The 23,768-nt window shown below is 62.4% G+C and carries 21 protein-coding genes and 1 pseudogene; 9 read left to right on the top strand and 13 right to left on the bottom strand.

Annotation, left to right across the window (positions count from 1 at the left end):
* The 5 genes and pseudogenes from B4N44_RS04450 to B4N44_RS04430 form a co-directional block, all read right to left on the bottom strand.
* Positions 1-1,166, bottom strand: a pseudogene (locus B4N44_RS04450) (GspE/PulE family protein); the annotation flags it as partial.
* Positions 1,167-1,216: 50 nt separating this feature from the next.
* Complete coding sequence (locus B4N44_RS04445) at positions 1,217-2,263, bottom strand: MraY family glycosyltransferase (RefSeq protein WP_296697314.1); 1,047 nt, start codon at positions 2,261-2,263, stop codon at positions 1,217-1,219.
* Between the two features lie 54 nt (positions 2,264-2,317).
* Positions 2,318-2,872, bottom strand: coding sequence for a DJ-1 family glyoxalase III (locus B4N44_RS04440; protein ID WP_296697312.1), 555 nt, complete (start codon positions 2,870-2,872; stop codon positions 2,318-2,320).
* 57 nt (positions 2,873-2,929) lie between these two features.
* Positions 2,930-4,288 (bottom strand): S41 family peptidase, encoded by a 1,359-nt coding sequence (locus B4N44_RS04435; RefSeq protein WP_296697311.1) that lies wholly within the window; start codon positions 4,286-4,288, stop codon positions 2,930-2,932.
* A 257-nt stretch (positions 4,289-4,545) separates the two neighbouring features.
* Positions 4,546-5,805 carry a murein hydrolase activator EnvC family protein gene (locus B4N44_RS04430; RefSeq protein WP_296697310.1) on the bottom strand — a complete coding sequence of 420 codons (1,260 nt, stop codon included), beginning with the start codon at positions 5,803-5,805 and terminating at the stop codon, positions 4,546-4,548.
* 227 nt (positions 5,806-6,032) lie between these two features.
* Here B4N44_RS04430 and B4N44_RS04425 point away from each other — a divergent pair, with 227 nt between their 5' ends.
* From B4N44_RS04425 to B4N44_RS04410, 4 genes are all read left to right on the top strand, one after another.
* Positions 6,033-6,401, top strand: a complete 369-nt coding sequence (locus B4N44_RS04425) for an ArsR/SmtB family transcription factor (RefSeq protein ID WP_296697308.1) — start codon at positions 6,033-6,035, stop codon at positions 6,399-6,401.
* A 168-nt stretch (positions 6,402-6,569) separates the two neighbouring features.
* Complete coding sequence (locus tag B4N44_RS04420) at positions 6,570-6,998, top strand: rhodanese-like domain-containing protein (protein WP_296697307.1); 429 nt, start codon at positions 6,570-6,572, stop codon at positions 6,996-6,998.
* A gap of 102 nt (positions 6,999-7,100) precedes the next feature.
* A complete protein-coding gene (secB, locus tag B4N44_RS04415; RefSeq protein ID WP_296697305.1) occupies positions 7,101-7,601 on the top strand; it encodes a protein-export chaperone SecB in 501 nt (166 codons plus the stop codon).
* Positions 7,602-7,609: 8 nt separating this feature from the next.
* Complete coding sequence (locus B4N44_RS04410; RefSeq protein WP_296697303.1) at positions 7,610-8,623, top strand: NAD(P)H-dependent glycerol-3-phosphate dehydrogenase; 1,014 nt, start codon at positions 7,610-7,612, stop codon at positions 8,621-8,623.
* Positions 8,624-8,687: 64 nt separating this feature from the next.
* Here B4N44_RS04410 and B4N44_RS04405 read toward each other — a convergent pair whose 3' ends face one another.
* Entirely contained in the window at positions 8,688-9,164 is a 477-nt protein-coding gene (locus B4N44_RS04405) for a tRNA (cytidine(34)-2'-O)-methyltransferase (RefSeq protein WP_296697302.1), read from the bottom strand.
* A 174-nt stretch (positions 9,165-9,338) separates the two neighbouring features.
* Here B4N44_RS04405 and B4N44_RS04400 point away from each other — a divergent pair, with 174 nt between their 5' ends.
* Entirely contained in the window at positions 9,339-9,563 is a 225-nt protein-coding gene (locus B4N44_RS04400; protein WP_296697300.1) for a hypothetical protein, read from the top strand.
* A gap of 83 nt (positions 9,564-9,646) precedes the next feature.
* Here B4N44_RS04400 and B4N44_RS04395 read toward each other — a convergent pair whose 3' ends face one another.
* The 6 genes from B4N44_RS04395 to B4N44_RS04370 all read right to left on the bottom strand — a co-directional run bounded on the left by B4N44_RS04395 (position 9,647) and on the right by B4N44_RS04370 (position 16,524).
* Positions 9,647-10,030, bottom strand: coding sequence for a hypothetical protein (locus tag B4N44_RS04395; protein ID WP_349681063.1), 384 nt, complete (start codon positions 10,028-10,030; stop codon positions 9,647-9,649).
* 87 nt (positions 10,031-10,117) lie between these two features.
* Positions 10,118-11,578 (bottom strand): nitrogen regulation protein NR(I), encoded by a 1,461-nt coding sequence (ntrC, locus tag B4N44_RS04390; RefSeq protein WP_296697297.1) that lies wholly within the window; start codon positions 11,576-11,578, stop codon positions 10,118-10,120.
* Positions 11,571-12,653, bottom strand: a complete 1,083-nt coding sequence (gene glnL, locus B4N44_RS04385; protein ID WP_296697295.1) for a nitrogen regulation protein NR(II) — start codon at positions 12,651-12,653, stop codon at positions 11,571-11,573. The genes ntrC and glnL overlap by 8 nt, the downstream gene beginning before the upstream one ends.
* A gap of 218 nt (positions 12,654-12,871) precedes the next feature.
* The gene (locus B4N44_RS04380) at positions 12,872-13,390 is read right to left on the bottom strand and encodes a DUF4124 domain-containing protein (protein WP_296697294.1); all 519 of its coding nucleotides are present in this window, start codon (positions 13,388-13,390) and stop codon (positions 12,872-12,874) included.
* 94 nt (positions 13,391-13,484) lie between these two features.
* The gene (gene glnA / locus B4N44_RS04375) at positions 13,485-14,888 is read right to left on the bottom strand and encodes a glutamate--ammonia ligase (protein WP_296697292.1); all 1,404 of its coding nucleotides are present in this window, start codon (positions 14,886-14,888) and stop codon (positions 13,485-13,487) included.
* 481 nt (positions 14,889-15,369) lie between these two features.
* Positions 15,370-16,524 (bottom strand): cation diffusion facilitator family transporter, encoded by a 1,155-nt coding sequence (locus B4N44_RS04370; RefSeq protein ID WP_296697290.1) that lies wholly within the window; start codon positions 16,522-16,524, stop codon positions 15,370-15,372.
* Between the two features lie 242 nt (positions 16,525-16,766).
* Between B4N44_RS04370 and glyQ the strand changes: the two genes are divergently transcribed.
* Genes glyQ through B4N44_RS04350 form a run of 4 tightly spaced genes read left to right on the top strand, consistent with a single transcriptional unit; the run spans position 16,767 to position 21,143 of the window.
* Positions 16,767-17,672, top strand: coding sequence for a glycine--tRNA ligase subunit alpha (gene glyQ / locus B4N44_RS04365; RefSeq protein ID WP_296697288.1), 906 nt, complete (start codon positions 16,767-16,769; stop codon positions 17,670-17,672).
* A gap of 12 nt (positions 17,673-17,684) precedes the next feature.
* The gene (gene glyS / locus B4N44_RS04360; RefSeq protein WP_296697286.1) at positions 17,685-19,775 is read left to right on the top strand and encodes a glycine--tRNA ligase subunit beta; all 2,091 of its coding nucleotides are present in this window, start codon (positions 17,685-17,687) and stop codon (positions 19,773-19,775) included.
* A gap of 53 nt (positions 19,776-19,828) precedes the next feature.
* The gene (gene gmhB / locus B4N44_RS04355; protein ID WP_296697285.1) at positions 19,829-20,374 is read left to right on the top strand and encodes a D-glycero-beta-D-manno-heptose 1,7-bisphosphate 7-phosphatase; all 546 of its coding nucleotides are present in this window, start codon (positions 19,829-19,831) and stop codon (positions 20,372-20,374) included.
* Positions 20,367-21,143, top strand: coding sequence for a lysophospholipid acyltransferase family protein (locus tag B4N44_RS04350; RefSeq protein WP_296697283.1), 777 nt, complete (start codon positions 20,367-20,369; stop codon positions 21,141-21,143). Before gmhB ends, B4N44_RS04350 begins: the two co-directional genes overlap by 8 nt.
* Here the strand turns inward: B4N44_RS04350 and gyrB are convergent.
* The gene (gyrB, locus tag B4N44_RS04345) at positions 21,140-23,545 is read right to left on the bottom strand and encodes a DNA topoisomerase (ATP-hydrolyzing) subunit B (RefSeq protein ID WP_296697281.1); all 2,406 of its coding nucleotides are present in this window, start codon (positions 23,543-23,545) and stop codon (positions 21,140-21,142) included. The genes B4N44_RS04350 and gyrB overlap by 4 nt on opposite strands.
* Positions 23,546-23,768 lie beyond the last annotated feature (223 nt).

Genomic DNA, 23,768 nt, shown 5'->3' with positions numbered 1-23,768 from the left:
AGCGTGGTGCTCTTGCCCGAGCCGGTCGGCCCGGTCACCAGAAGGATGCCGTAGGGTTTCTCGAGGATGAGCCTGAGGCGCTCGCGCGGAGAGCCATCGAAGCCGAGCGCGTCTAGGTCGAAGCGCACGCTTTCCTTGTCGAGCAAACGCATCACCACGCTCTCGCCGAACATGGTCGGAACGGTGGAGACACGTAGGTCCAGCTCGCGACCCTGGATCCGGATCGGGATGCGCCCGTCCTGAGGTAGGCGCCGCTCGGCGATGTTGAGCTTGGCCATGATCTTCACGCGCGAGATGACGGCGGCGGTCGAGCGCACCGGGGGTGCATCGACCTCCTTGAGGATCCCGTCGACGCGGTAACGCACCTTGAGCTGATCGGCGAAGGGCTCGATGTGGATATCCGATGCGCGCGATTCGAGCGCCTTTTGGATCAGCTGGTTGACCATCCGGATGACCGGGGCCTCGCTGGCCAGATCCTTGAGGTGCTCGATGTCCTCCTCGTCGAATTCGCCGAGCGCTCCTTCGGCGCTCTCCGGGGCCTCTTCGACCTTCTCGTAGAGGCGCTCCAGTGCCAGCTCGATCTCGCTCGGCAAGCCCACAAATGCCTTCACGGGCTTGCCCGCCGCCATCTGCATGGCCTCGACCGTGAAACGATCGATCGGATGGGCAAAAGCGATCTGGATGCCGTCCTCGTCCTCGAATAAGGGAAGCACCTTGGCGTCCTTGAGAAATCGCAGACTGAAGAGATCGTCGTGCACCGGCTCGGACGGGAAGGTGCTCGCGTCGGCCAGGGGCAGCGCGAGCACATCCGACATCGCCTGCGCCATGTCGCGCTCGGAGATGAGTCCCAGACGGACGAGCATCGGCAAGAGTGGGTCGCCGGCCTCGTCGGCGAGACGCCTCGCCCGCCCGAGATCGCCGGGCGAGAGTTTCCCGGATGCATGCAGGTGCGCGACGACGCGTCCTTCCGGAGGCGGCTCCGCAGAGTGGGAGACCGCATCCTCCGGGGTCGGATCGCCGTTGGCCGGCCGAGAGATGGCGGCGGCCGGAGAAACGGCGGAGTCGAGGGTTGCCGCGAACGTCTGCGACCCGGCGGACATGGCGTCGAGGTCATCACGCGTCGCGCTGATGCTCGGTGCTTCTTCGAGGACGGCGTCGTCATGCATCGGCATTCCTCCGGTCTTGGACGGCCTCGGACGGATCATTTGTTCGGCAATCATGAAGACTCCGTCGATGCGGTGCGCTCGACCAAGCGTACCTTCAGATGGATCAAGGCATAGATCATCGCCCAAGCCCCGATCAGCAGCCACTGCTCATGCGGTGGGAGATGCGGTGAGGCCACGGCGCAGGCGGCCGCGGCGGCCATGAGGGGATAGGCCCGCAACAAGGTTTGCCGATGGCTCCATCCCGCCAGAACCAATCGCTGATAGTGATGCGAGCGATGCGGCTCCCAGATGCGCTCGCGCCGCGCCAGACGGGCCAGCAGGGTCCAGGTTGCATCCAGGATGAAGGGCGAGAAGGCGAGCCAGGCGCTCCACAGCGGAAAGAGTCCGAGATGGGCGCCCCACAGCGAGAAGGCGGCCACGAACAACCCTAGACTCGACGAACCTGCATCACCCAGAAAGATCCGTGCCGGCGGAAAATTGCCAGTTAGAAACCCGGCGCTCGCGACGGCGACGCAAGCCGAAGCCAGCGCAAAGACGGACTCGCCTCCGGACCAGCCCAGGATCGCGAACGCAGAGAATCCGAAAAGCGCCATCCCTGCGGCGAAGCCGTCCATCCCGTCCATGAAGTTGTACAGATTGACGAGCCAGACGACATAAACGAGGGTCAGCACGACAGCGACCCATCCCGGAAAGACCAGGACCCATCCCGGCAGATCGAACAGTGTCCAGCACAGACCGCCGCTCATCAACAGCAGGGCGGCACCGACCTGGGCGACGAGCCTCAGACGACGCGAAACCTCCCCGAGGTCGTCGAGATAAGCGATGCCCGCGACCGGCAGCAAGGCTGCCGCGACCCAGCCCAGCTCGGGCGTAGAGGTCCCGAGAGCGGCCAGTACCAGAAGCGGTGCGCTCGAGCCGAGCAGAACGGCGAGGCCGCCGCTGCGCGGCACCGGCGTGCTGTGCAGCGAGCGCGCGTTGGGGTAGTCAAGCGGTCCGCGACCGGCAGCGCCGTGTGAGGCCAGCCAACGGGTTGCGGCGACACTCAACAAAAACGAGACGAGGGTTGCGGCAGCCGAGATCGACGTGTCGAGGGGCATGGTCCTTGATATCCTGGGCTCACGGGTATCCGGGCCGGCGGCTTCGGCCTCCCGTCAGAGGGTTCGGGCCAATCCGCGCTCGACCTGGTCGCGCGATTCGCGTCCGAGCAGAAGCTCGATCAGTTGCAAAGCGAAGTCCATCGCGGTGCCGGGGCCGCGCGAGGTCACGATCGTGCCGTCGACAACGACCGCGGCGTCGGTGAATTCAACCTTAGGATAGGCCGCGGGATCCACGGCTCCAGGGTAGACGGTCGCCGATCGCCCGTCGAGCAGTCCCGCACGCGCGAGGACCTTCGGCGCGGCGCAGATCGCCGCGGTAAAACGGCCCGCCGCGTACTGACTTCGAAGCAAAGCGATGATGCGAGGATCCTCCGCGAGATGGTCGGCGCCCGACAATCCGCCCGGCAAGACGATCATGTCGAAGGGCCGCTCCACGACATCCTCGAGTCTGGTGTCGGCGACCAGCAGGGTGCCCCGGCTCGCGGTCACCGGCCGGTTATCCAGCCCGGCCGTCACCACATCGAGCGCGGCACGGCGCAGCAGATCGATGATGGTCACGGCCTCGAGCTCTTCGCATCCCTGAGCGAGCGGGACGAGTACGCTGGGCATGTATCGACTCCGATATGGATCAAGGACGCCTCGGCGTGCGTCGCTCGAAGGTGCCGGCTAGGGATTGCCTATCCGACCCAAAATATTCAATCCTCTTAAAACGTTGAGCGCTTCAGCCAGTTGAAAATCTTCGGCGACAAGCGAACTCTTCGCGGCACTCTCCTCCGAGGCGTCCTCCGGGGCATTCTCCTCGAGGTGACGCGCCAGATCGGACTCCTTCAGATCCTGCACCCCGCTCGCCTCCAAGGGTTTGAACTCGCCGCGCTCGAGCTCGATGTCCGGGGTGATGCCCTGAGCCTGGATCGAACGCCCCGAAGGTGTGAAGTAACGGGCGGTCGTGAGCTTGAGCGCAGTCGTGTCGTCGATCGGCACGATGGTCTGGACCGAGCCCTTGCCGAACGTCTGGTTGCCCATGACGATCGCGCGTTTGTGGTCCTGCAGTGCACCGGCAACGATCTCGGACGCCGAGGCGCTGCCGCCGTTGACCAGGACGACGATCGGAGCACCGGACAGGATATCGTCGGGTCCGGCCTGGAACTGGAGCTTGCTGTCTTCCTGCCGACCCTCGGTGTAAACAATCAGACCGCCGGTCAGAAAGGCGTCGCTCACCCCGACTGCGCTGTTGAGCACGCCGCCGGGATTGTTGCGCAGATCGAGCACCAGACCCTTCAGCGTACCGTCGTTTTCGCCCTTGAGGGTGTCGACCGCCGCGAGCACGTCCTCGGTGGTACGCGATTGAAAATGCGAGACCCGAATGTAGCCGAAGCCGGGCGCGAGCGTGCGGCTGCGTACACTGGCAACCTGAATGACGGCCCGCTCGAGCGTGACGTCGAACGGAGGCTCGTCGCCTGAGCGCATGATGGTCAGCTCGATGACCGTGCCGGGCTCGCCCCGCATCAAGGTCACTGCATCGTTCAGGCTCATCCCCTTCACCGGCTTCTGGTCGATGCGCACGATGGTATCGCCGGTCTGAAGGCCGGCGCGTTGTGCGGGCGTATCGTCGATCGGCGCGATCACCTTCACAAAGCCGTCTTCCATTCCGACCTCGATCCCGAGACCGCCGAACTCGCCGCGTGTACCGACCTGGAGATCCTGGAACTCCTCGTTGTCGAGATAGGCCGAGTGCGGGTCGAGACCCGCGAGCATGCCACGGATCGCGCCCTCGAGGAGGAGCTCGTCCTGAACGCCCTCGACGTACTCTTCTTTGATGCGCCCGAAGACCTCGGCAAAGGTTCGCAGATCGCCGAGCGGGAGCTCGCTCGCCGTCTCGGCCGTCGTGGCCATGGTTTCGGGGATATCCGGGTTGTCGATCGTTTCGGCGAAGGCGCGATCACCCGGCGCTCCGGGCCAGGCGAGACAAAGCCCGAGAATCAAGGTCGAGGCAAAGGGTAGGCGTCGGGTCATGGCATACATCATGGCATCACGTCGGTTGGGGTCGACCCGCCGCTCGGCGGGGCCTGCATCGGTCGGCCGGACACATCCGATCCGCGATTGCGGAACGATGACTTAGCATCGCATGTTTTCGCTGCCTCCGTCAGGTTGATCCCGACGCTTGATTGCAGACGGCCTCGCCGAGGGAAGGCCCGGGTTGTGGACTGCGTTGTGCTTTGATCGGTTCCGTGCCGACGCGTTCCCGCAGCCCGTAAAGATCGCCTCGGCCCGCTCCGGAGAGATCACTGCCGAGCCGCTCCGCCGCACCAGCCCGAGGGATCCTGCGGCTTGCCGTTGTGACGGATTGCAAAGTAGAGCACGGGCTCGTCCCGACCGCCGCTGTCGCCACTCAGGGCGATGACCTCGCCGCTGGCTACCCACTCGCCGGTTTCCTTCAGAAGCGCCTCGTTGTGGCCATAGATCGACATGTAGCCCTCTCCGTGATCGATCACCAAGAGCAGCCCGAACCCACGCAGCCAATCGGCGTGGATCACCCGCCCGTCATGCACGGCGCGCACCTCTTCGCCTTGTCGCGCCGCCAGCAAAACGCCGTCCCAGCGCAGCTCGAAATCGGGTTTGAGCGTTCCGAACTCGGCAACGACCTCCCCGTGAAGCAGGGGCCATGACAAACGCCCTCGGCGCTCCGGAAACGGATCGCGCCGAATATCGAGCTCGGCACGGATCTGAGCACGCTGACGCAGGTGCTCGACCAAGAGCCGCAGCGCTTCGGCATCCTGTTCGAGGACCTCGAGATTCTCCGTTCGGCCGGCGATGCTGGCTTCCAATCGACTCAAGACCGCGGCGCGTTCTTCCCGCGCGGCCTCCAAGCGGAGCCGCGCCGCCTCTTGCCGGCGTGCGAGATCGATCAGGCGTTCCGCCTCCTGCTCGGCGTCGTGGGCCAAGCGCGTCAGCCGCTCGACGCGCGCCTGGATGGCGGTAATCCGACGGAGCTGTTCTCGGTTCAAGTACGCGAAATACGATAGGATACGGCTCGCTTGAGCGGTATCCTCTTGATTTAATAGAAGACGCAGCCGATCGGCCCGACCCATCACATAAGCGGTGCGCACCAGGTCCGCCCAGAGTGCAAGCTCCTGCTCGAGTGCCGCGTACTCCTCGAGATGACGCATCCGCAGCGCCTCCGCGACGCGGGTCTGCTCGGCAACAGCCTGCGCCAACTCTCTGCCGCTGACGGCCGCCTCGGCAACCTCGCGCTCCCGCACCTCGAGCTCCGCGATCAAGGCACGGCGGTCCGCGTGCTGCTCGATGAGCTCGCGACCGATCGACTCGACCTGCCGCTGAATCTCTTGAAGGTCCTTCGTGCGCGAATCCAAGGACTCCTCGGATGCCGTCTCCAGCGCGGCCGCCGGCGTCGTCACCAGGACGCATGCCAGCGCCAGGCGCGCCAAGCGGTGCGCGATCCAATCCAGCGCTCGGGGACGCTTGTGGTCGTGCAGCTTGCGGCGAAGCCGCTCGGGAGGTCCTGTTGCGACGGTCCTGGGCACGGCGGCAGTAAAGGGATCGTGGTGCGAATCGGTCGCCTGATTATACGCATCGTCGGAGGCCCGATCGGAAACACCCGAACGAACCGACAACCGAGCGCTCGGACCCTCGACCTTCGGCAGCGCGACCGCCGTCGTCGGGCAAGGCTCGGCGGCGGGGTCGATGCGCTTCGCACGCCGCCGGAAAGAGTTTATTATTGTATTGTTAATAATTGATGAGACAGGATCCGATGGTGAGCAATCTGAGCCAGCCTTCCCGCCCGGTCCTGAACGACCCGGTCGATGACCGCGACGCGATCAACCTGTTCGCGGACGATGCCGACATCGAGCGGGCCTCCCGATCGCTGAAAGCCATGTCGCACCCCTTGCGGCTAAAAATCCTCTGCACCCTGGGCGACCAGGAGGTCAGCGTCCAGGAGATCGTGGACCACGTCGGGACTTCGCAGAGCAACATCTCCCAACATCTGGCGATTCTGCGCGACAAGGGCATACTTGCCTCGCGCAAAGATGCCAACCGCGTGTACTACCGGGTGAGCGACGGAAGGACCCTCCAGCTGATCGGGATGATGCGCGAGGTCTTCTGCCAGCACACCCACTGAGTCGACGCACTCCGGGATGACGCCTGCGTCCCGTCTCCTTATAATCCAGTACCTTAATCAGTCCAAGGGCAGTCGCGGGCAACTGTTGCCCCGGTGCGCTCGACCAGAGGTCGAGGCGCCGGTTGCGGCGCTCCATAAGTCCTGCCCAATCAACGAGATCGCAGAGCGATGCTGTTAGACCAAATCATGGAGTTCGTCGGAAGCCACTGGTACCTCTTCGTGGCCTTGTTCGTCATCTTGGGCTTGCTGACCCACAACATCATCGTGGGCGGTAAAGGCAGCGTCGAGCCTTTGGCGGCCACCGAGATGATCAACCACCAGGACGCGGTCGTCATCGATGTTCGCCCGGCGGCCGATTTTGCAAAGGGCCACATCATCAATGCGATCAACGTCCCGATGAACGGGTTCAAGAACCAGATCGCCACGCTGACAAAACACAAGGCCAAGCCGATCATCATCAACTGCCGCTCCGGTGCTCAGTCGGCGATGGCCTGCAGCCAGCTGCGAAAGGAAGGATTCGAGCAGGTCTTCAACCTGCACGGCGGCATCATGGCCTGGGAAGCAGCAAGCCTCCCGCTCACCCGCAAGAAACGCTGAGCGGGATGCCGATTCCCGTTTAGGGATCGACCACGCCGGCACCGAACCACTCACCTGCCTTTCATCCAAACTTCGATCCAGTCTTCGATCAGGAATTACAACATGGCCGAGAACGCGCAAGGCAACGAGCCGCGCCCCCAAACTGAGCGACAGTTTTCCGTCCAGCGGGTCTACGTCAAAGACGCGTCATTTGAGTCTCCCAATTCACCGGACATCTTTCGCGGTGAGTGGAAGCCCACGCATGAGCTCAATGTCAGCACCAAGGTCAATCGGATCCAGGACGACCTTTTCGAGGTCGTGCTCTCCGTGACCGTCTCGGCACAGCTCGGGGACAAGACGGCCTTTATCGTCGAGGTCCAGCAAGCGGGCATCTTCGGCATCGTCGGTTTTGCCGAACAGGAAATGGGCGCCATGGTCGGTGCCTACTGTCCCAATCTGCTCTTTCCTTACGCCCGCGAGGTCGTCTCCGATCTCGTGTCCAAGGGCAGCTTCCCGCAGCTCGTTCTCCAGCATGTCAATTTCGACGCGCTTTTTGCGCAGCATCAACAGGAAGCGATGCAGCGCGCCAAGAGCGAGGCAGCCGAGCAGTCGAGCCAGCATTGAGCGCGATCATGCCGGCCGATTCCACGCAGGCCGTAATCGCGGTTCTGGGTGCCGGATCCTGGGGGACGGCTCTCGCCATCCTGCTGTGCCGAAATGGACACCGGGTGCGGCTGTGGGGTCACGAGATCGAGCAGATCGCCTCCTTGCGTCGCGACGGCGAGAACCGCCTTTTCCTGCCGGGGGTCCAGCTTCCCGAGGGCGTAACTTCGACTGCCTCGCTGGAGGAGGCGCTCGCCGGGGCGAGCGACTGCCTGATCGTGGTTCCGAGTCACGCGTTTCGGCGCGTGTCGGAACAGATCGCGCGGCAACTTCCTGCTGCGATGGGCGTGGCTTGGGCAACCAAGGGTCTCGATCCGGCAAGCGGGGAGCTGCTCCACACCGTCGCGCAGGAGAGCCTCGGCGCCCGCGCGCTCGCGGTGGTGTCCGGACCCAGCTTTGCTCAAGAGGTCGCGCACGGACTCCCGACCGCCGTGACGGTCGCCTCGGCCGATTCGTCGTTCGCCGAGCGGATTGCACGGCTTCTCCACGGGGAGCGGTTTCGCGCCTATACGAGCTCGGACATGGTCGGTGTCGAGGTCTGCGGAGCTGCCAAGAACGTGCTCGCGATTGCCACCGGGATCGCGGACGGTCTCGGGTTCGGTGCCAATACCCGCGCCGCGCTCATCACGCGAGGGCTTGCCGAGCTGATTCGGGTCGGCACCGCCTTGGGCGGTCGCAAGGAGACCTTCATGGGTCTCGCGGGCATCGGCGATTTAGTCCTGACCTGCACGGACAACCAGTCGCGGAATCGGCGGATGGGGCTTGCGCTCGCTGCAGGAGCGAGCTTGGCGGATGCACAGGCCAAGATCGGCCAAGAGGTCGAAGGTGTCGTGACCGCGCTTGCCATGCATCGGCTCGCCTCCCGATTAGGCATCGAGATGCCGATCAGCGAGCAGGTCTACCGCGTGCTCTACGAAGGCGTCTCGCCCGAAGGAGCAACCCGAGCCTTGCTTGAGCGCGAGCCGAAGGCGGAGTTCGGCTGAACCGCGTTCGGCGTGATCGGTAGCCTTGATCGATCGTGTCAGCCGCGCCCGCCCGGGACGCGGCTCACTCCCCCCGTGCGACAGCCCCATCGAACCCCGTTTGACGCCATGCCTCGAAAGCGACGACCGCAACGGCATTCGAGAGATTGAGGCTGCGATTGCCCGGACGCATCGGAATGTAAAGGCACCGATCGCTCGGGAGGGTGTCGAGCAAGGCTTGCGGTAGACCTCGTGTCTCCGGGCCGAAAACGAATGCGTCGCCGGCTTTGTAGTGCGGGCTCGTATAAGCGGTCGTGCCTCGGGTCGTAAGCGCGAAGAGGCGCTGTGGACGAATCGCTCCGAGACAGGTCTCCATAGACGGGTAGACTTCAACCTCGGCCCATTCCCGGTAGTCGAGCCCGGCACGCCGGAGCAGACGATCCTCCAGCACGAATCCGAGGGGCTCGATCAGATTGAGTCGCAGGCCGCTGTTGGCACAAAGGCGCATGACATTGCCGGTATTGGGCGGAATCTCGGGCTCGTAGAGGATGACATCGAACATTGCTGATCCAGGTGGGTCGGGCGTGGGCGAGCAGGTCGGTCGCGGTCGGAATCGATCGACCCACGAACAGGTTTGGCGGTTGACCGGGACATCTCGCTGCATGCTATATTAAGGTTTGTGAAACTTCTAACTCCGCCGCTCCAGGGCGGCCAAAAACCCTATGAGGACACCGACATGAGCGATATCGCCGCGCTGAAGAAGGAAAAGCAGGAGTTGATCGAGAAGATGCTCGGGATGCAGAAGCAGTTCATCGACTACGAGCATGAGCACGGGGTTTCGGGCAAGGATTACTGGGCGGCGACGGACGGCTTGCTCCTCAACTATCGGCAGGAATACCAGGACATGGCCAACCGCGTTGTCGACATTGCCCATGAGATCGTCGGCTCGGCGCGTAACTGATCAGATCCGCACGGCAGTGCTGGAGCCCGCGTCCGGAATGTCGGACGCGGCTCACATCGAAAAGGGTCTGCGCAAAACGCAGATCAGCGTAAGTGCTCGATGTATTTGGGTGTTTCGCGCATATCCAGTCTGATCGCCGTTCCCTGTGCGACAAACGGTTCCGCAACCCCCTCGAACTTCAGCACACACCGCGCATGTCCTCGACTCTCGAGCGGGATCGGGACCATATCGCGATAGGTGAAGATGTTTTCTTCGATATCGCCTCCTCCACAGACAAGCGGGCCGCTCGGAATCGTCGAGGTTTCCTCGACCCCGTCGATGACTAAGTCCCCTGCCTGCTGCCAACGCGTGCGTTCGCTCGAGCCCGTCATCGTCTTAACGAGATAGGCCCGCGAGAAACGTAGGCTCAGGCGTCCGCCCTCCAGATCGATCGACGAGATCTCCGAGCCCTTCAGGTCGATACTCATACTGTCCAAGTCATTCTCCGAATCTGTCATTCGCTACCAAGAGTGGATTCAGCGGAGCGATGACCGCTTGGCGTATCCTCGGTCCGCTTATCCGATTTGGGGGCTCCGTACCGAATCCTCATCCGCCGAGGGCTCCTCCGGGTCTGTCTCGATATCCAGTTGTAGCTCTTTGATCTTTCGGGTCAGGGTGTTGCGTCCCCAGCCGAGGAGTCGCGCGGCCTCTTGCCGACGCCCACCGGTATGCTCCAAGGCAGTCTGGATAAGGATTTGCTCGAACACCGGCATGGCCGTGTCAAGCAAGGCACCCTGGCCCTGTTTGAGGCTTTGTCGAACCCAGCGGCGAAACACGGTCTCCCACGGCTCGTCGCGAACCGGCTCGGAAAAGGAGGCGTTGAGCTCGGGCGGGAGATCCTCGGCGTGAATCTCTTTGCCCGAGGCCATGACCGTGACCCATCGGGCGGTGTTCTCGAGCTGGCGAACATTGCCGGGCCAGTCGAGCCGTTTCAGATACTCGATCGCGCTCGGCGCGAGTACCTTCGGCTCGCACGTCAGCTCCAAGGCCGCTTGGGCGAGGAAGTGCCGCATCAAGACGGGGACGTCTTCGCGCCGATTGCGCAGCGCGGGGAGATGAATCCGGATGACGTTGAGACGATGGAACAAGTCTTCGCGAAAACGGCCTTGCCGAACCAATTCTTCGAGGTTCTGGTGTGTCGCCGCGATGATCCGCACGTCCACCCGCGTCGGGGCAACGCCGCCGACACGATAGAACTCGCCATCGGCGAGGACCCGCAGGAGTCGGGTTTGAAGCTCGGCGGGCATATCGCCGATCTCGTCGAGGAACAAGGTCCCGCCGTCGGCTTGCTCGAATCGCCCTTCACGGCGACTTTGAGCCCCCGTGAATGAGCCGCGCTCATGGCCGAACAGCTCCGATTCCAGGAGATCTCTCGGGATTGCAGCCATGTTCAGGGCGATGAAGGGTCGATCGCTGCGCGGACTGTGGCGGTGCAGTGCGCGTGCGACCAACTCTTTCCCGGTTCCGGATTCTCCGTTGATCAGAACCGTGATGTTGGAGCGCGCAAGACGGCCGATTGCCCGAAAGACCTCCTGCATGGCCGGGGCCTCGCCGATGATATCCGGCGCTTTGGTCATCGGGATCTCTTCCGGGCGCTCCTCGCGACCGCGCCGACAAGCCCGGTTGACCTGTCCGACAGCCTCGTCGAGATCAAATGGTTTGGGCAGATATTCGAAGGCACCGCCATGAAAGGCAGACACCGCGCTGTCGAGATCGGAATGTGCGGTCATGATGATCACGGGCAGCCCGGGATAGCGGGCCGAGACCTGTCGCAGAAGATCCAACCCGTCGATTCCCGGCATGCGGATATCGGTCAGGATGACATCGGGCTGCTCGCGCTGGAGCGCCTCCATGACTCCGACCCCGTTGGAGAAACAGGTCACGTGCATCTCCGCCTTGCGCAATGCGCGCTCGAGCACCCAGCGGATGGACCTGTCGTCGTCGATGACCCAGACCTTGGGCTCGCGATTATTCATAGTCCGTCTCCAACGGCAGATAGACGTAAAACGTTGTCTCGCCAGGCCGACTCTCGCACTCGATGAGGCCTCCATGTTGATTGATGAGCTCTTGGGCAATGGGTAGGCCCAGCCCGGTACCGCCTTGATGACCAGAGACCATCGGAAAAAAGATTCGATCCTCGATCTCCTGCGGGATTCCGGGTCCGTCATCACGAATCTGCGCCTGCAGCACAAGTCGATGACGTCGGTTTCCGATCGTGAATTGACGCAGGACCCGAGTGCGCAGCTCGATGCGTCCAGTCACTCCGGCGGCGGCGGCGGCGTTGCGAGCCAGGTTCAGGAATGCCTGAATCAAGCGGTCCTGATCGGCCATGAAATCCGGGATACTCGGGTCATAGTCACGCTGCACGCGCGGCCCCGTCGGCGACTCCGCGAGGATAAGTCCACGGACATGCTCGAGGACATTGTGGATATTGACCGAGGCACGCCGCGGCAAGCGATTGGGGCCGACCATCCGGTTGACCAGGTCCTGGAGCCGGTCGGCCTCGTCGATGATGATTCGCGTGTATTCACGCAACCCAGGGTCGGGTAGCTCCTGTTCGAGCAACTGCGCGGCACCGCGCAGTCCGCCGAGCGGGTTCTTGATCTCGTGAGCTAAACCGCGGATCAGGGCCTGGGTTGCCTGGTGCTGAGAAAGCAGATGTTCCTCGCGGGTGATCCGAAGTTGGCGGTCGACCTGCGCGAGCTCGACGAGCACTTGATCCTGCGCATCGAAATGGTGCAGCGGCAAGACGGTGCAGTTCACCGTCTTGGTGCGCCCGTCGCCCGCAACGACATTGATCTCTCGCTCGGTAAAGGGGTGCCGTGAATCCAAGGCGGCTTTCAGACGCTCTTCAACCTGATGGTCGGGGCAGGGAAGGAGGTCCAGAGCATGGTGTCCGATCATGTGTCGCGCGCTGATCTCAAAGAGCATCTCGGCGGCGGGATTGAGGTAAAGGAGACGTAACTCCTTGTCGAATAGTAGGACAGCCGTGTTCAGGTGATCGAGAATCGTCCGCTCTAGGGCCGGCTTCGGGGCTGGCTGAATACTCATGATTACTCATCCGAACGGCTGACAAGCTCGCGCGTGACCGAGGGCGCACGCGAAGACGGAGGGTTTGGCGTCGACGATCGGGCTGCGAGAGGCTCTACGCAGGCGAACGGCGCGACACGCGGACTCGGGCCGGCATGTCGACACCGAGGACATGCGAAACTCATACCATCGCGGCGAGGGCCTGAGCCGATCGGGAAAGCCCGTGTAATAACTGGAGCTTAGGGTAAAACCCCCGGGGGAGCCGATTGACGCAGCTCGACAGCCAGCAACGGGGTCGAGGCGACGACGTTGCCGAGCGCATCGAGCACGCGCGCTTGAATGCGGTGCGCTTGGAAGCCGACGTCCTGAATCTGAAATCGTGTCGATCCCGCCTCGACTGCGACCTCGCGGTCGTCGAGTACGAGGTCAAGACGATGCCCGTCGAGCAACGGCGGCTCCAACAGCAGCTGGACTTCGAGTGTATCGATCGGCTGAATCAGGACAGCTCCCGTGGTCGGTACCAGGATATCGAAGGCCGCGTAGGGTCCGAGAAACGGCTCATACCCCGCAGCGGCCTCACCCTTCGGGGCGGAATCGCCGACTGGACCGGTATCGGGAACGATGCGCTGCGCCGCCGCATCCGGTGGTCGTCGATCCGAGAAATGGGTGCGTCCGTCGGTGTCGACCCAGCGAAAGATCTCCGCGCTAGACCCCTGGGGCGCAAATAGAACGAGGGCGACGAACAGGTGTTTGATCATGCCCGAAGAATAGTCGACCCGGATTTCGGGCTCAACCGGAAACGAAAGAGGCCCCTTACGGGGCCTCGTCGACACGCCCGAAAGGTGCTCGAGCTTAGAGACTGTAATACATGTCGAACTCGACCGGATGCGTGGTCATGCGGATGCGAGTGACCTCTCCCATCTTCAGAGCGATGTAGGCATCGATCAGATCGTCGGTGAAGACGCCGCCGGCGGTGAGGTATTCCCTGTCCTTGTCCAAGTATTCCAAGGCCATATCCAGCGAGTGGCAGACCGTCGGGATGGACTTGGCCTCTTCGCGCGGCAAATCGTAGAGATCCTTATCCATGGCATCGCCCGGATGGATTTTGTTCTGGATGCCGTCCAGACCCGCCATCATCATCGCGGCAAACGCCAGATAGGGGTTGCAGGTCGAATCGGGGAAACGGACCTCGATACGGCGGCCCTTGGGGCTGGCGACATAGGGAATTCGCACGGAGGCGGAGCGGTTGCGCGCCGAATAGGCGAGCATCACGGGGGCTTCGAAGCCGGGCACCAAACGCTTGTACGAGTTGGTGGAAGGGTTGGTCAAGGCGTTGAGAGAGCGGGCGTGCTTGATGATACCGCCGATGTAATAGAGTGCGGTGTCGGACAAGCCTGCGTACTTGTCGCCGGCGAAGATATTCTGGCCGTCTTTGCTCAGCGACTGATGCACATGCATGCCGCTGCCGTTGTCGCCGACCAACGGCTTGGGCATAAAGGTCGCCGTCTTGCCGTAGGCATGAGCGACGTTCTGAACGACATACTTGGTAATCTGGTTTTTGTCTGCGCGTGAAACAAGGGTATCGAACTGGGTGCCGATCTCGCATTGGCCCGCGGTTGCGACCTCATGGTGATGCACCTCGACCGGCACACCCATCTCTTCGAGCGTCAGACACATAGCTGCGCGAATATCGTTCAGCGAATCAACCGGCTGGACAGGGAAGTAGCCGCCTTTCGTGCTCGGGCGATGCCCCATATTGCCGTCGGCGAAGACACGCTCCGAGTTCCAGCCGGCCTCTTCGGAATCGATCTTGTAGAAGGCGCCGCTCATGTCCGCGCCCCAGCGCACATCGTCCAGAATAAAGAATTCGGGCTCCGGACCGAAGTACGCCGTATCGGCGATGCCCGTCGACTTCAGATAGGCTTCGGCGCGCTTGCCCAGGGAGCGCGGGTCGCGCTCGTACCCGGTCATGGTGTCGGGTTCCAGGATATCGCAGCGGATGATCAGGGTGTTCTCGTCCGTGAAGGGATCCATGACGGCGGTGGAGGGTTCCGGCATCAGGACCATGTCCGACGCCTCGATTCCCTTCCAACCCGCGATCGACGAGCCGTCGAACATCTTGCCGTCCCTGAAAAGGTCTTCGTCGACCACCCGCGCCGGCATCGAGACGTGTTGCTCTTTGCCGCGTGTGTCGGTGAAGCGAAGGTCGACGAACTTCACGTCGTTGTCCTTGATCATTTTGATCACGTCTGTCATTTGGGATTTCTCCGCTGCTGTGGGTTCGGGGGAAACATGGCCGGACGGCGGCATGGTCGTTCTGTCGGCATCGGGCGCATCGAGGCGGCTCGGAGCCTAGCAGGTCGCCCTTCAGGCTGCACGACTCGCGATGGGTCGGCGCGTCGCAGTGAGTCGGTCTGTTTGGATGTCCTCCGCGTCGAAGACGACACCGGGGACAACCGGCGCTGTCGATCACCTTGGGGCCGTCTAGCATCTACCGAGCCAAAACATCTTTGGGGGTCTCCCCCTGGCTGGATCGGTGCACAGCTATCGGTCCGAAGTGATCTCAATACGTTGTTTTGATAAGGAGATTTTAAGCGCGACAAGAGTCGCTGCTTGATCGCAGTCGCCCGAGACCAGACGCCGAGGACCGCGGGACAAGAGGTTCCGCCGCCTGCTCCGGCATGTTTGCACCTCAATGAGGCTCATCGGGTCACAATGCACCGAGATGGTGCATCTACTACCCGAACAGGATTCGTACATCGCGGAACACCGGATCGTCCGTGATCGCTGCGGCGAGTCGCTCGCGCAGCAAGACCGCATCCGCGCCCTGTCGCCGGCACGCGGCCAGCGGAAAATGGACCTCGATGTCGATCTGACCCCGGATGTAATGGAAGACGACCCGCTCACGCTCGTTCGCCTCCGGAATCGCCGACCAGAGCGAAGCGAGGCGGGCCATCGCTTCGGCCCTCAACGGAAGCCCGACCGGAGGAGGAAACCGATCGTCGTCTTCGGGATCGATATGCACGGTCACATCGGTGATCTCGTCGATCTCGCGCTTGAGTCGATGCTCCACCAAAAGGCTGATCATGTGCCCTTCGGAAACGCTGACGAGTGGATCGACCAGGACATGGACGTCGGCCGAGACCAGTCCGGCATAGCGGCGAGTCCGCAGCATGTGGATGTCACGCACGCCGCCGACCGATCGAATGGTCTCCTTGACCTCCTTCAGCCGCTCGGTTTCAAGCCCGGTATCGACCAGTTCGTTGATGGCCTCCCAGCCCAGCTCCCAACCGATCTTTGCGATCATGATCGCGACCACGACCGCCGCGATCGCGTCCAGATAGGCCAGGCCGGCCATGGTCCCGGCAATCCCGACCAGGACAACCACCGAAGACACGGCATCCGTTCGATGGTGCCAGGCATTGGCGCGCAGCAGATCCGACTTGACGCGCTTGGCATAGCCGAGCGTCCACCAGTAAAGCCATTCCTTGGCCAGGATCGATGCCAAGGCCGCGAGCAGTGTCAATGGCTCCGGCTGGAGTAAGGCTGCCGGCTGAAACAACCGCTCGATGGAATCCCAGGCAATGCCGACGGCCACGGCGATCAGCAGTAAACCCAGCAGAAGGGTTGCGACCGTTTCGTACCGGGCGTGCCCATATGGATGATCGTGATCGGGTTCTTGGCTGGCGCGGCGGCCGGCCAACAGGACCAACAGGTCGGAGAAGAGATCCGAGAGCGAATGGATCCCGTCGGCAACGAGCGCTTGAGAGTGTCCGAAGACCCCTGCGATGATCTTCACGACGGACAGCACGAGATTGATCGCCGCCCCGACGATGGCCGTGTGTGTCACGGCGTGGCGGCGTTCGGCTGACGCGTCTTTGGACCTGCGCATGGCGGGAAGAATCAAGGTTGGGTTTGGAGGCCGGCTCGGGGCCGGGGATTCGAGGAGTCGATGCCGCTAGGGTACCAGGCGATGGCGCGATTTGCGCGGACCGGCGGTCGCGGCGAGACGATCCCCGCGGATCAGCCGTGCCGATCGGACCCCGTCGGCGATGGTTGTAACGTTGCCGCAGCCTCGCCGATCGGCGCTATACTGCCTGATTTTCATCAACACTGGGCCGAAGGAGTACGATCTTGAGTCTCGATCGCGAGGATGTCTCGACCTTTCAGGGCCTCGTTTTTGCCCTCGAGCGTTACTGGGCCGAGCAGGGATGCGTCATCCTTCAGCCACTCGACATGGAGGTAGGCGCAGGAACCTTTCATCCGGCGACGTTTCTGCGATCCATCGGGCCCGAGCCTTGGCGCAGCGCCTATGTCCAACCCTCGCGTCGTCCGACCGACGGGCGTTACGGCGAGAATCCCAATCGCCTACAGCATTACTACCAATATCAGGTCGTTCTGAAACCTTCGCCGCTCGAGATCCAGGATCTCTACCTCGACTCGCTGCGCCGTCTCGGGATCGATCCGCTCGTGCATGATATCCGATTCGTCGAAGACAACTGGGAATCACCGACCTTGGGTGCCTGGGGGCTCGGCTGGGAGGTTTGGCTCAACGGGATGGAGGTGACCCAGTTCACCTACTTTCAGCAGGTGGGGGGACTCGATTGTCGGCCGGTGACCGGAGAGATCACCTACGGCCTCGAACGGATCGCCATGTATCTGCAAGGTGTCGAGAGCGTCTACGACCTGATTTGGAGCCAAACCCAGGCGGGCGTTGTCACCTACGGGGATGTCTATCATCAAAACGAGGTCGAGCAGTCCGCCTACAACTTCGAGCATGCGGACGTCGAAGCCTTGTTCAGACAGTTCGACACCTGCGAGGCGGCCAGTGCTGCCATGGTCGAGAAAGGCCTCCCGCTGCCGGCCTACGAGCAGGTCTTGAAGGCATCGCACACCTTCAACCTGCTCGATGCGCGCGGCGCGATCTCGGTCACGGAGCGGCAGCGCTTCATCTTGCGGGTACGCACCCTTTCGCGAGCCGTCGCCCAGGCTTATTACGACCGTCGGGAGGCCCTCGGCTTCCCGATGCTGACCCGCTGACGGGAGACGACTGTGGACGCAACCAGTAACCTTCTGGTCGAGATCGGAACCGAAGAACTCCCTCCGACCGCCTTGCTCGCACTCTCGCACGCCTTTGTCGCGGGTTTTCGCGAGAAACTCGACGGTGCCGGCATCGGCTTCGAGACGATCGAGCCCTTCGCCTCACCACGTCGATTGGCCCTTTTGGTACGCGGCATCCTGACCCGGCAACCGGATCGGGAGATTCTGCGGCGCGGACCTGCCGTTGGGTCCGCGTTCGCACCCGACGGCCAGCCGACCAAGGCCGCTTTGGGTTTCGCCAGGTCTTGCGGGGTGCCGATCGATACACTCGTTCGCGAGGTCACGGACAAGGGCGAATGGCTGGCATTTCGAAGCACGGTGCCCGGCGCACTCACCGCCTCGTTGGTGCCCGAGTTGACGGACGCCACACTGGCCCGTCTTCCCATTCCCAAACGGATGCGCTGGGGCGAGGGCTTGGAAGAGTTCGTGCGTCCGGTCCACTGGGTCTGCTTGATCCTGGGGAGCGAGGCGATACCGGGCCGCATCCTGGGCATCGAGGCCGGTCGCCACACTCACGGACATCGCTTCCATCACCCCGAGCCGATCAACCTACCTGAAGCGACGGAATACGCCGAGCTGCTGCGCTCGTGCGGGTCCGTCGAGCCGGATTTCAAGCGGCGGCGCGATCTGGTTCGCAACCAGGTCGAGGCGCTGGCTTCGGCCATTGGGCTTCGCGCGCAAGTCGATGACGCACTGCTCGATGAGGTCACGGCCTTGGTGGAATGGCCAAGGGCGATTTTGGGCCGCTTCGACACGGCGTATCTCGCCATTCCCCCCGAGGTTCTGATCGAGACGATGCGCTCGAACCAGAAATACTTCCCGGTCGAGGACGCCTCGGGGACCTTGCAGGCATCCTTCATCACGGTCGCCAACATCGAGAGCCGCGATCCGGATCAGATCCGTGCAGGCAACGAACGCGTGATCCGTCCTCGTTTCGCGGATGCAGCTTTTTTTTGGGCCCAGGATCTCAAGCAGCCGTTGGAAGGATACGCCGAGCGCCTAGAGACCGTCGTCTTCCAAGATCGGCTCGGCACCGTCGCCGAGAAGAGCGCCAGAGTAGCAAGTCTGGCACGGGGTCTTGCGTCCTCGATCGGTGTCGATCCGGATCTCGCTGCCCGCGCCGCTCGGCTCTCGCGCTGCGACCTGGTCACTTCGATGGTCTGCGAGTTTCCCGACCTTCAGGGGACGATGGGGCGTTATTACGCCGAGCACGCGAAAGAAGATCCCTGCGTCTGTGCTGCAATGGAAGAGCAGTATCTGCCGAGGTTCGCAGGCGATGTCCTTCCGGCGAGCCCGTGCGGAAGGGCCCTGGCGATCGCCGATCGGATCGATACGCTGGTCGGGATCTTCGGCATCGGGCTGCGTCCTACAGGCGCCAAGGACCCTTACGGTCTGAGACGTGCGTCGATCGGCGTGCTGCGTATCCTGATCGAGACCCCTTTGGAGCTCGACCTGCATGCGCTCATCGCTTTGGCGGCATCCGCCTATCCGGCAGGACTCTTGAGCAAGGACGTCGAGGCTGCAGCCCTTGCGTATGTGATCGATCGTTTGCGCGCTTACTACCACGAGCGAGGTGTCTCCGCCGATACGATCGAGGCGGTCCTCCACACGGGTGTGACCATACCGGCCGATCTCGATGCGCGTCTGGCCGCCGTGACGGCCTTCAGATCGATGAGCGGATCCGCCTCCCTTGCAGCGGCAAATAAACGTATCCGCAACATTTTGAGCAAGGCTGGGATCGACATCGGTGCTGGCTCTGTGTATCCGGAAGCCAATAGGCAGCTGCTAAAAGAGCCTGCCGAGATCCGTCTTGCCGCTCGAGTCGAAGAACTTTCCTCGCGGGTTGTGCCCCTTGCCAACGCCCGTGACTATGTCGGGGTCTTGAGTCTTCTATCCGATCTCGAACCCGATCTGGAAACCTTTTTCGACCAGGTCATGGTGATGGCGGAGGATCCGGATATCCGCGAGAACCGTATCCGGCTGCTCCGTTCACTGGCTGGATTGTTCCTGCTGGTTGCGGATATTTCCCGTCTCCAAGAATGATCGATGGGTCAACTCAATAGGCGGATGCTTCTGGGTGTGCGAGGGCGGAAGTGATGGTTGATCGGGTCGTGATTCTGGATCGTGACGGGGTCATCAACGAGGATTCGGAACATTTCGTCAAATCCATCGACGAGTGGATCCCTTTGCCGGGCAGCATCGATGCGATCGTGCGGCTCTCCCACGCAGGTTATCGCATCGCCGTTGCGACGAATCAGTCTGGATTGGCGCGTGGCCTGCTGACACCGGCAGACCTCGATACCATGCACCGCAAGCTCCGGGATCTTTTGGCTGAGCAGGGAGGAAGGATCGAGATGATCGTCTACTGTCCGCATGGCCCCGAGGACGGCTGCGGCTGCCGTAAACCCAAACCCGGCATGCTCGAGGAGATCGGGAGTCGACTCTCGGTGAACCTCGCAGGCGTGCGCTTTGTCGGGGATTCCCTCGGCGACATCTTGGCGGCAAGGGCTGCCGGGGCCACCCCCTGGATGGTTCGCACGGGAAAAGGCGAAGACACGTTGGCGTGTGGGTCCCCTGCCCTAACCGGAGTACCCGTCTATGCCGACCTCGCGTCCGTCGCCGACGCACTGCTCCATGAATAGGCCGACCTTCGGGGAGAGGCTGAATGCCGCTCTGATTCGCGGGTTGGCCCTGACCCGTTCGCTGCTGTATCAGGTCGTTCTGATCGGGTCGGTTATCGTCTACTCCACCCTTCTTCTCGTCGTCGGTCCGATGGCATCGGACGAGAGTCTCGATCGTCTCGCGCGAAGCTGGGCAAAGGTCAATCTAGCGGCGTTGAAATGGATCTGTGGACTGCGCTGCCGCATCAGTGGACTGGAACGGTTGCCTGTCGAGAACGCGATTGTTTTGAGCAAGCATCAATCGGCATGGGACATCCTCGCGCTGAGGGCAGTACTGCCGATTCGACAGAGCTGGGTCTTGAAACAGGAATTGATGCGCATCCCTGTCTTCGGAGCAGGTTTGAGACGCCTGCACTGCATTCCGATCGACCGGACCGCGGGACGTCGAGCGATCGTGGAGCTGGTGCGCGAAGGCCTGCGCAACCTGCAGGGCGGACGCTGGGTGATCGTCTTTCCGGAAGGCACGCGCACCGCACCGGGTTCGCGCCATCCGTACGCTATCGGCGGGGCAGTCCTGGCCGAGCGCAGTGGCAGGCCGGTCGTGCCGATCGCGCATAATGCGGGCTTCTTCTGGGGAAGGCGCAGCATCCTCAAGACACCCGGGACGATCGACCTGGTCATCGGGCCGACCGTCCCGAGCGCGGGTCGGAGCGCTGCCGAGATCAACGCAGCGGCGGAAGAGTGGATCGAATCGACGGTCGCCGCATTGCCCGGACCGGACGCGCTTTAGACGTCCAGATTCTCGACATTGAGCGCATTGCGCTCGATGAATTCTCGCCGCGGCTCGACGTGATCTCCCATCAGTGTGGTGAAGATCTGGTCGGCACCCACGGCATCCTCGATGGTCACCCGCAACAGGCGCCGAGTCTCCGGATTCATGGTGGTATCCCAGAGCTGGTCGGGATTCATTTCGCCAAGTCCTTTGTAGCGCTGGATGCTGTGCCCGCGCTGCGCCTCGGCAAGCAACCATCGGATCCCCTCGCCCAACTCGGTGATGTCCTTGCGGCGCTCGCCGCGTGCGATGTAGGCGCCCGGCTCGATCAGGCCGGCGACCTTTCGGCCGTAATCCAGGATCTTCGCGTAGTCCGCCGTGTGGAAGAAGTCCGACGGGATGATGCGGCTTTCCGGAATCCCGTGGATCAAACGGACCAACTCCAGCGCGCCCGGACGAAGCGATGTCGGATCGGTGAGACGAAGCTGGTAGTGCAGAGACAGCGACTCGAGCTGATTCAGACGCCGCTCCATGTTGTTCCGCCAATCAGAGAATGCGCCGACATCTGCCAAAAGCGCATCGTCGAGCGGTGGCGCCTTAGCCAGTTCATCGAGAAAGACCGCGTCGTAGCGAGTCGAGAGACGCTTGATGATTCCGACAAAAACCTGGTAATCCCGCGCGAGTGTTTCGAGCGCGGTACGGGCCAAGGGCACGGTGTCCGCATTGACGTGGAGATCGGCGCCGTCCAGCGCGGCCTGGAGCATGGCACGATTCAGTGCCGCGTCGTCGAGCAGGTACTCCTCCTGTTTTCCCTTTTTGATCTTGTAGAGCGGCGGCTGGGCGATAAAGATGTGGCCGCGTTCCACCAGCTCCGGCATCTGACGGTAAAAGAAGGTCAACAGAAGTGTTCGAATGTGGGCGCCGTCGACGTCGGCGTCCGTCATGATGATGATTCGGTGATAGCGGAGATTGTCCGGGTTGTACTCTTCTCGCCCGATCCCGCAGCCCAGCGCGGTGATCAGCGTCCCGACCTCGGCGGAGGACAACATCTTGTCGAAACGGGCCTTCTCGACATTCAGGATCTTTCCCTTGAGCGGAAGAATTGCCTGGAACGCTCGGTCGCGCCCCTGTTTAGCCGAACCGCCTGCGGAGTCACCCTCGACCAGATACAGCTCTGAGTTCGCCGGATCCTTTTCCTGGCAATCGGCAAGCTTGCCCGGCAGCCCCGCAACATCGAGCACGCCCTTGCGCCGCGTCATCTCGCGTGCCTTGCGGGCTGCCTCGCGCGCGCGTGCGGCCTCGAGCATCTTATTGGCGACAGCCTTCGCCTCTGCCGGCTGCTCCTCGAGGAAGATATTCAACTGCTCGACCACGAGCGATTCAACGATGGCCTTCACCTCGGAGGAAACCAGCTTATCTTTCGTCTGCGACGAGAACTTCGGGTCCGGCACCTTTACGGACAGGACCGCGGTCAAGCCTTCGCGGGCATCGTCGCCGACCGGTCGGATCTTCTGGTTGCGGTCAAGACCCTCACGCTCGATATAGGCGTTCAAGGTCCGGGTCAACCCGGCACGCAGTCCGGCCAGGTGGGTGCCGCCGTCCTTCTGCGGGATAGTGTTGGTGTAGCAGAAGATCGTCTCTTGATAGCCGTTGTTCCACTGAATCGCCAGCTCGACTGTGACCGATTGACGCTCGGCAGTGAAGTGGATCACGCTCGGATGGATCGGCTCTTTGTTCTGGTTCAGGTGCTCGACGAAGGCCCGGATGCCGCCCTGATACTCGAAGATGTCCTCTCGACCGGTCGCCTCTTCGAACAACTCGATACGCACGCCGGAGTTGAGGAAGGAGAGTTCGCGAAGTCGTTTAGCGAGGATGTCGTAATGGAATTCGATATGAGTAAAAGTTTGGTCTGATGGATAAAAGCGGATTTCCGTCCCCGTTGCATCGGTGTCTCCGACGAGCTTGAGCGGGTACTGAGGTTCCCCGAGGTGGTACTCCTGCTGATAGAGGCGACCGCCCCTGGATATCTTCAAGAAAAGTCGGTCGGAGAGTGCGTTGACGACCGACACCCCGACACCGTGGAGCCCTCCCGAAACCTTGTAGGAGTTGTCGTCGAACTTTCCCCCTGCATGCAGGACCGTGAGGATCACTTCGGCCGCAGACCTTTGTTCCTCGGAATGAATGTCGACCGGGATGCCTCGCCCGTTGTCGGTCACGGACACCGAGCCGTCACCGTGAAGAATCACGCGGATGTTGTTGCAATGGCCGGCAAGGGCTTCATCGATGGAGTTGTCGACGACTTCGAAGACCATGTGGTGGAGTCCGGTACCGTCGTCCGTGTCGCCGATGTACATGCCCGGCCGCTTACGGACCGCGTCGAGTCCGCGAAGGACTTTGATGCTTGTTGAATCGTAGGTCATGTGGCCTGGTCGAAATGCTGGATCGGTGGGAGGGCTCGCAAGCGATCGCTGCGCGACCGTTGATCGGTCGCCGCATCACGCCTTTTTGGAAGCATGGTGCGCAACGCTGTCGGAGAGTTCGACGCCGGGAAAGGCTGCAGCCTAAACACGGCCTATTATACGGGAACGGGCGCCGGCGCGCCTTAGGGGCGCCGGACGGGGGTGCGACCGAAACTGATGCGCG

The organism is Thiocapsa sp. UBA6158, assembly GCF_002423035.1.
GTDB lineage: Bacteria > Pseudomonadota > Gammaproteobacteria > Chromatiales > Chromatiaceae > Thiocapsa.
The sequence above is the reverse complement of the archived record's forward strand: the minus strand, read 5'-3'. Positions and strand labels throughout refer to the sequence as shown.

Bases quoted from the DNA above. Each gene is read 5' to 3' on its own strand.
- B4N44_RS04445 (WP_296697314.1), bottom strand. From the start codon at position 2,263: ATGCCCCTCGACACGTCGATCTCGGCTGCCGCAACCCTCGTCTCGTTT.
- B4N44_RS04440 (WP_296697312.1), bottom strand. From the start codon at position 2,872: ATGCCCAGCGTACTCGTCCCGCTCGCTCAGGGATGCGAAGAGCTCGAG.
- B4N44_RS04435 (WP_296697311.1), bottom strand. From the start codon at position 4,288: ATGATGTATGCCATGACCCGACGCCTACCCTTTGCCTCGACCTTGATT.
- B4N44_RS04425 (WP_296697308.1), top strand. From the start codon at position 6,033: ATGGTGAGCAATCTGAGCCAGCCTTCCCGCCCGGTCCTGAACGACCCG.
- B4N44_RS04420 (WP_296697307.1), top strand. From the start codon at position 6,570: ATGCTGTTAGACCAAATCATGGAGTTCGTCGGAAGCCACTGGTACCTC.
- secB (WP_296697305.1), top strand. From the start codon at position 7,101: ATGGCCGAGAACGCGCAAGGCAACGAGCCGCGCCCCCAAACTGAGCGA.
- B4N44_RS04410 (WP_296697303.1), top strand. From the start codon at position 7,610: ATGCCGGCCGATTCCACGCAGGCCGTAATCGCGGTTCTGGGTGCCGGA.
- B4N44_RS04405 (WP_296697302.1), bottom strand. From the start codon at position 9,164: ATGTTCGATGTCATCCTCTACGAGCCCGAGATTCCGCCCAATACCGGC.
- B4N44_RS04400 (WP_296697300.1), top strand. From the start codon at position 9,339: ATGAGCGATATCGCCGCGCTGAAGAAGGAAAAGCAGGAGTTGATCGAG.
- B4N44_RS04395 (WP_349681063.1), bottom strand. From the start codon at position 10,030: ATGAGTATCGACCTGAAGGGCTCGGAGATCTCGTCGATCGATCTGGAG.
- ntrC (WP_296697297.1), bottom strand. From the start codon at position 11,578: ATGAATAATCGCGAGCCCAAGGTCTGGGTCATCGACGACGACAGGTCC.
- glnL (WP_296697295.1), bottom strand. From the start codon at position 12,653: ATGAGTATTCAGCCAGCCCCGAAGCCGGCCCTAGAGCGGACGATTCTC.
- B4N44_RS04380 (WP_296697294.1), bottom strand. From the start codon at position 13,390: ATGATCAAACACCTGTTCGTCGCCCTCGTTCTATTTGCGCCCCAGGGG.
- glnA (WP_296697292.1), bottom strand. From the start codon at position 14,888: ATGACAGACGTGATCAAAATGATCAAGGACAACGACGTGAAGTTCGTC.
- B4N44_RS04370 (WP_296697290.1), bottom strand. From the start codon at position 16,524: ATGCGCAGGTCCAAAGACGCGTCAGCCGAACGCCGCCACGCCGTGACA.
- gmhB (WP_296697285.1), top strand. From the start codon at position 19,829: ATGGTTGATCGGGTCGTGATTCTGGATCGTGACGGGGTCATCAACGAG.
- B4N44_RS04350 (WP_296697283.1), top strand. From the start codon at position 20,367: ATGAATAGGCCGACCTTCGGGGAGAGGCTGAATGCCGCTCTGATTCGC.
- gyrB (WP_296697281.1), bottom strand. From the start codon at position 23,545: ATGACCTACGATTCAACAAGCATCAAAGTCCTTCGCGGACTCGACGCG.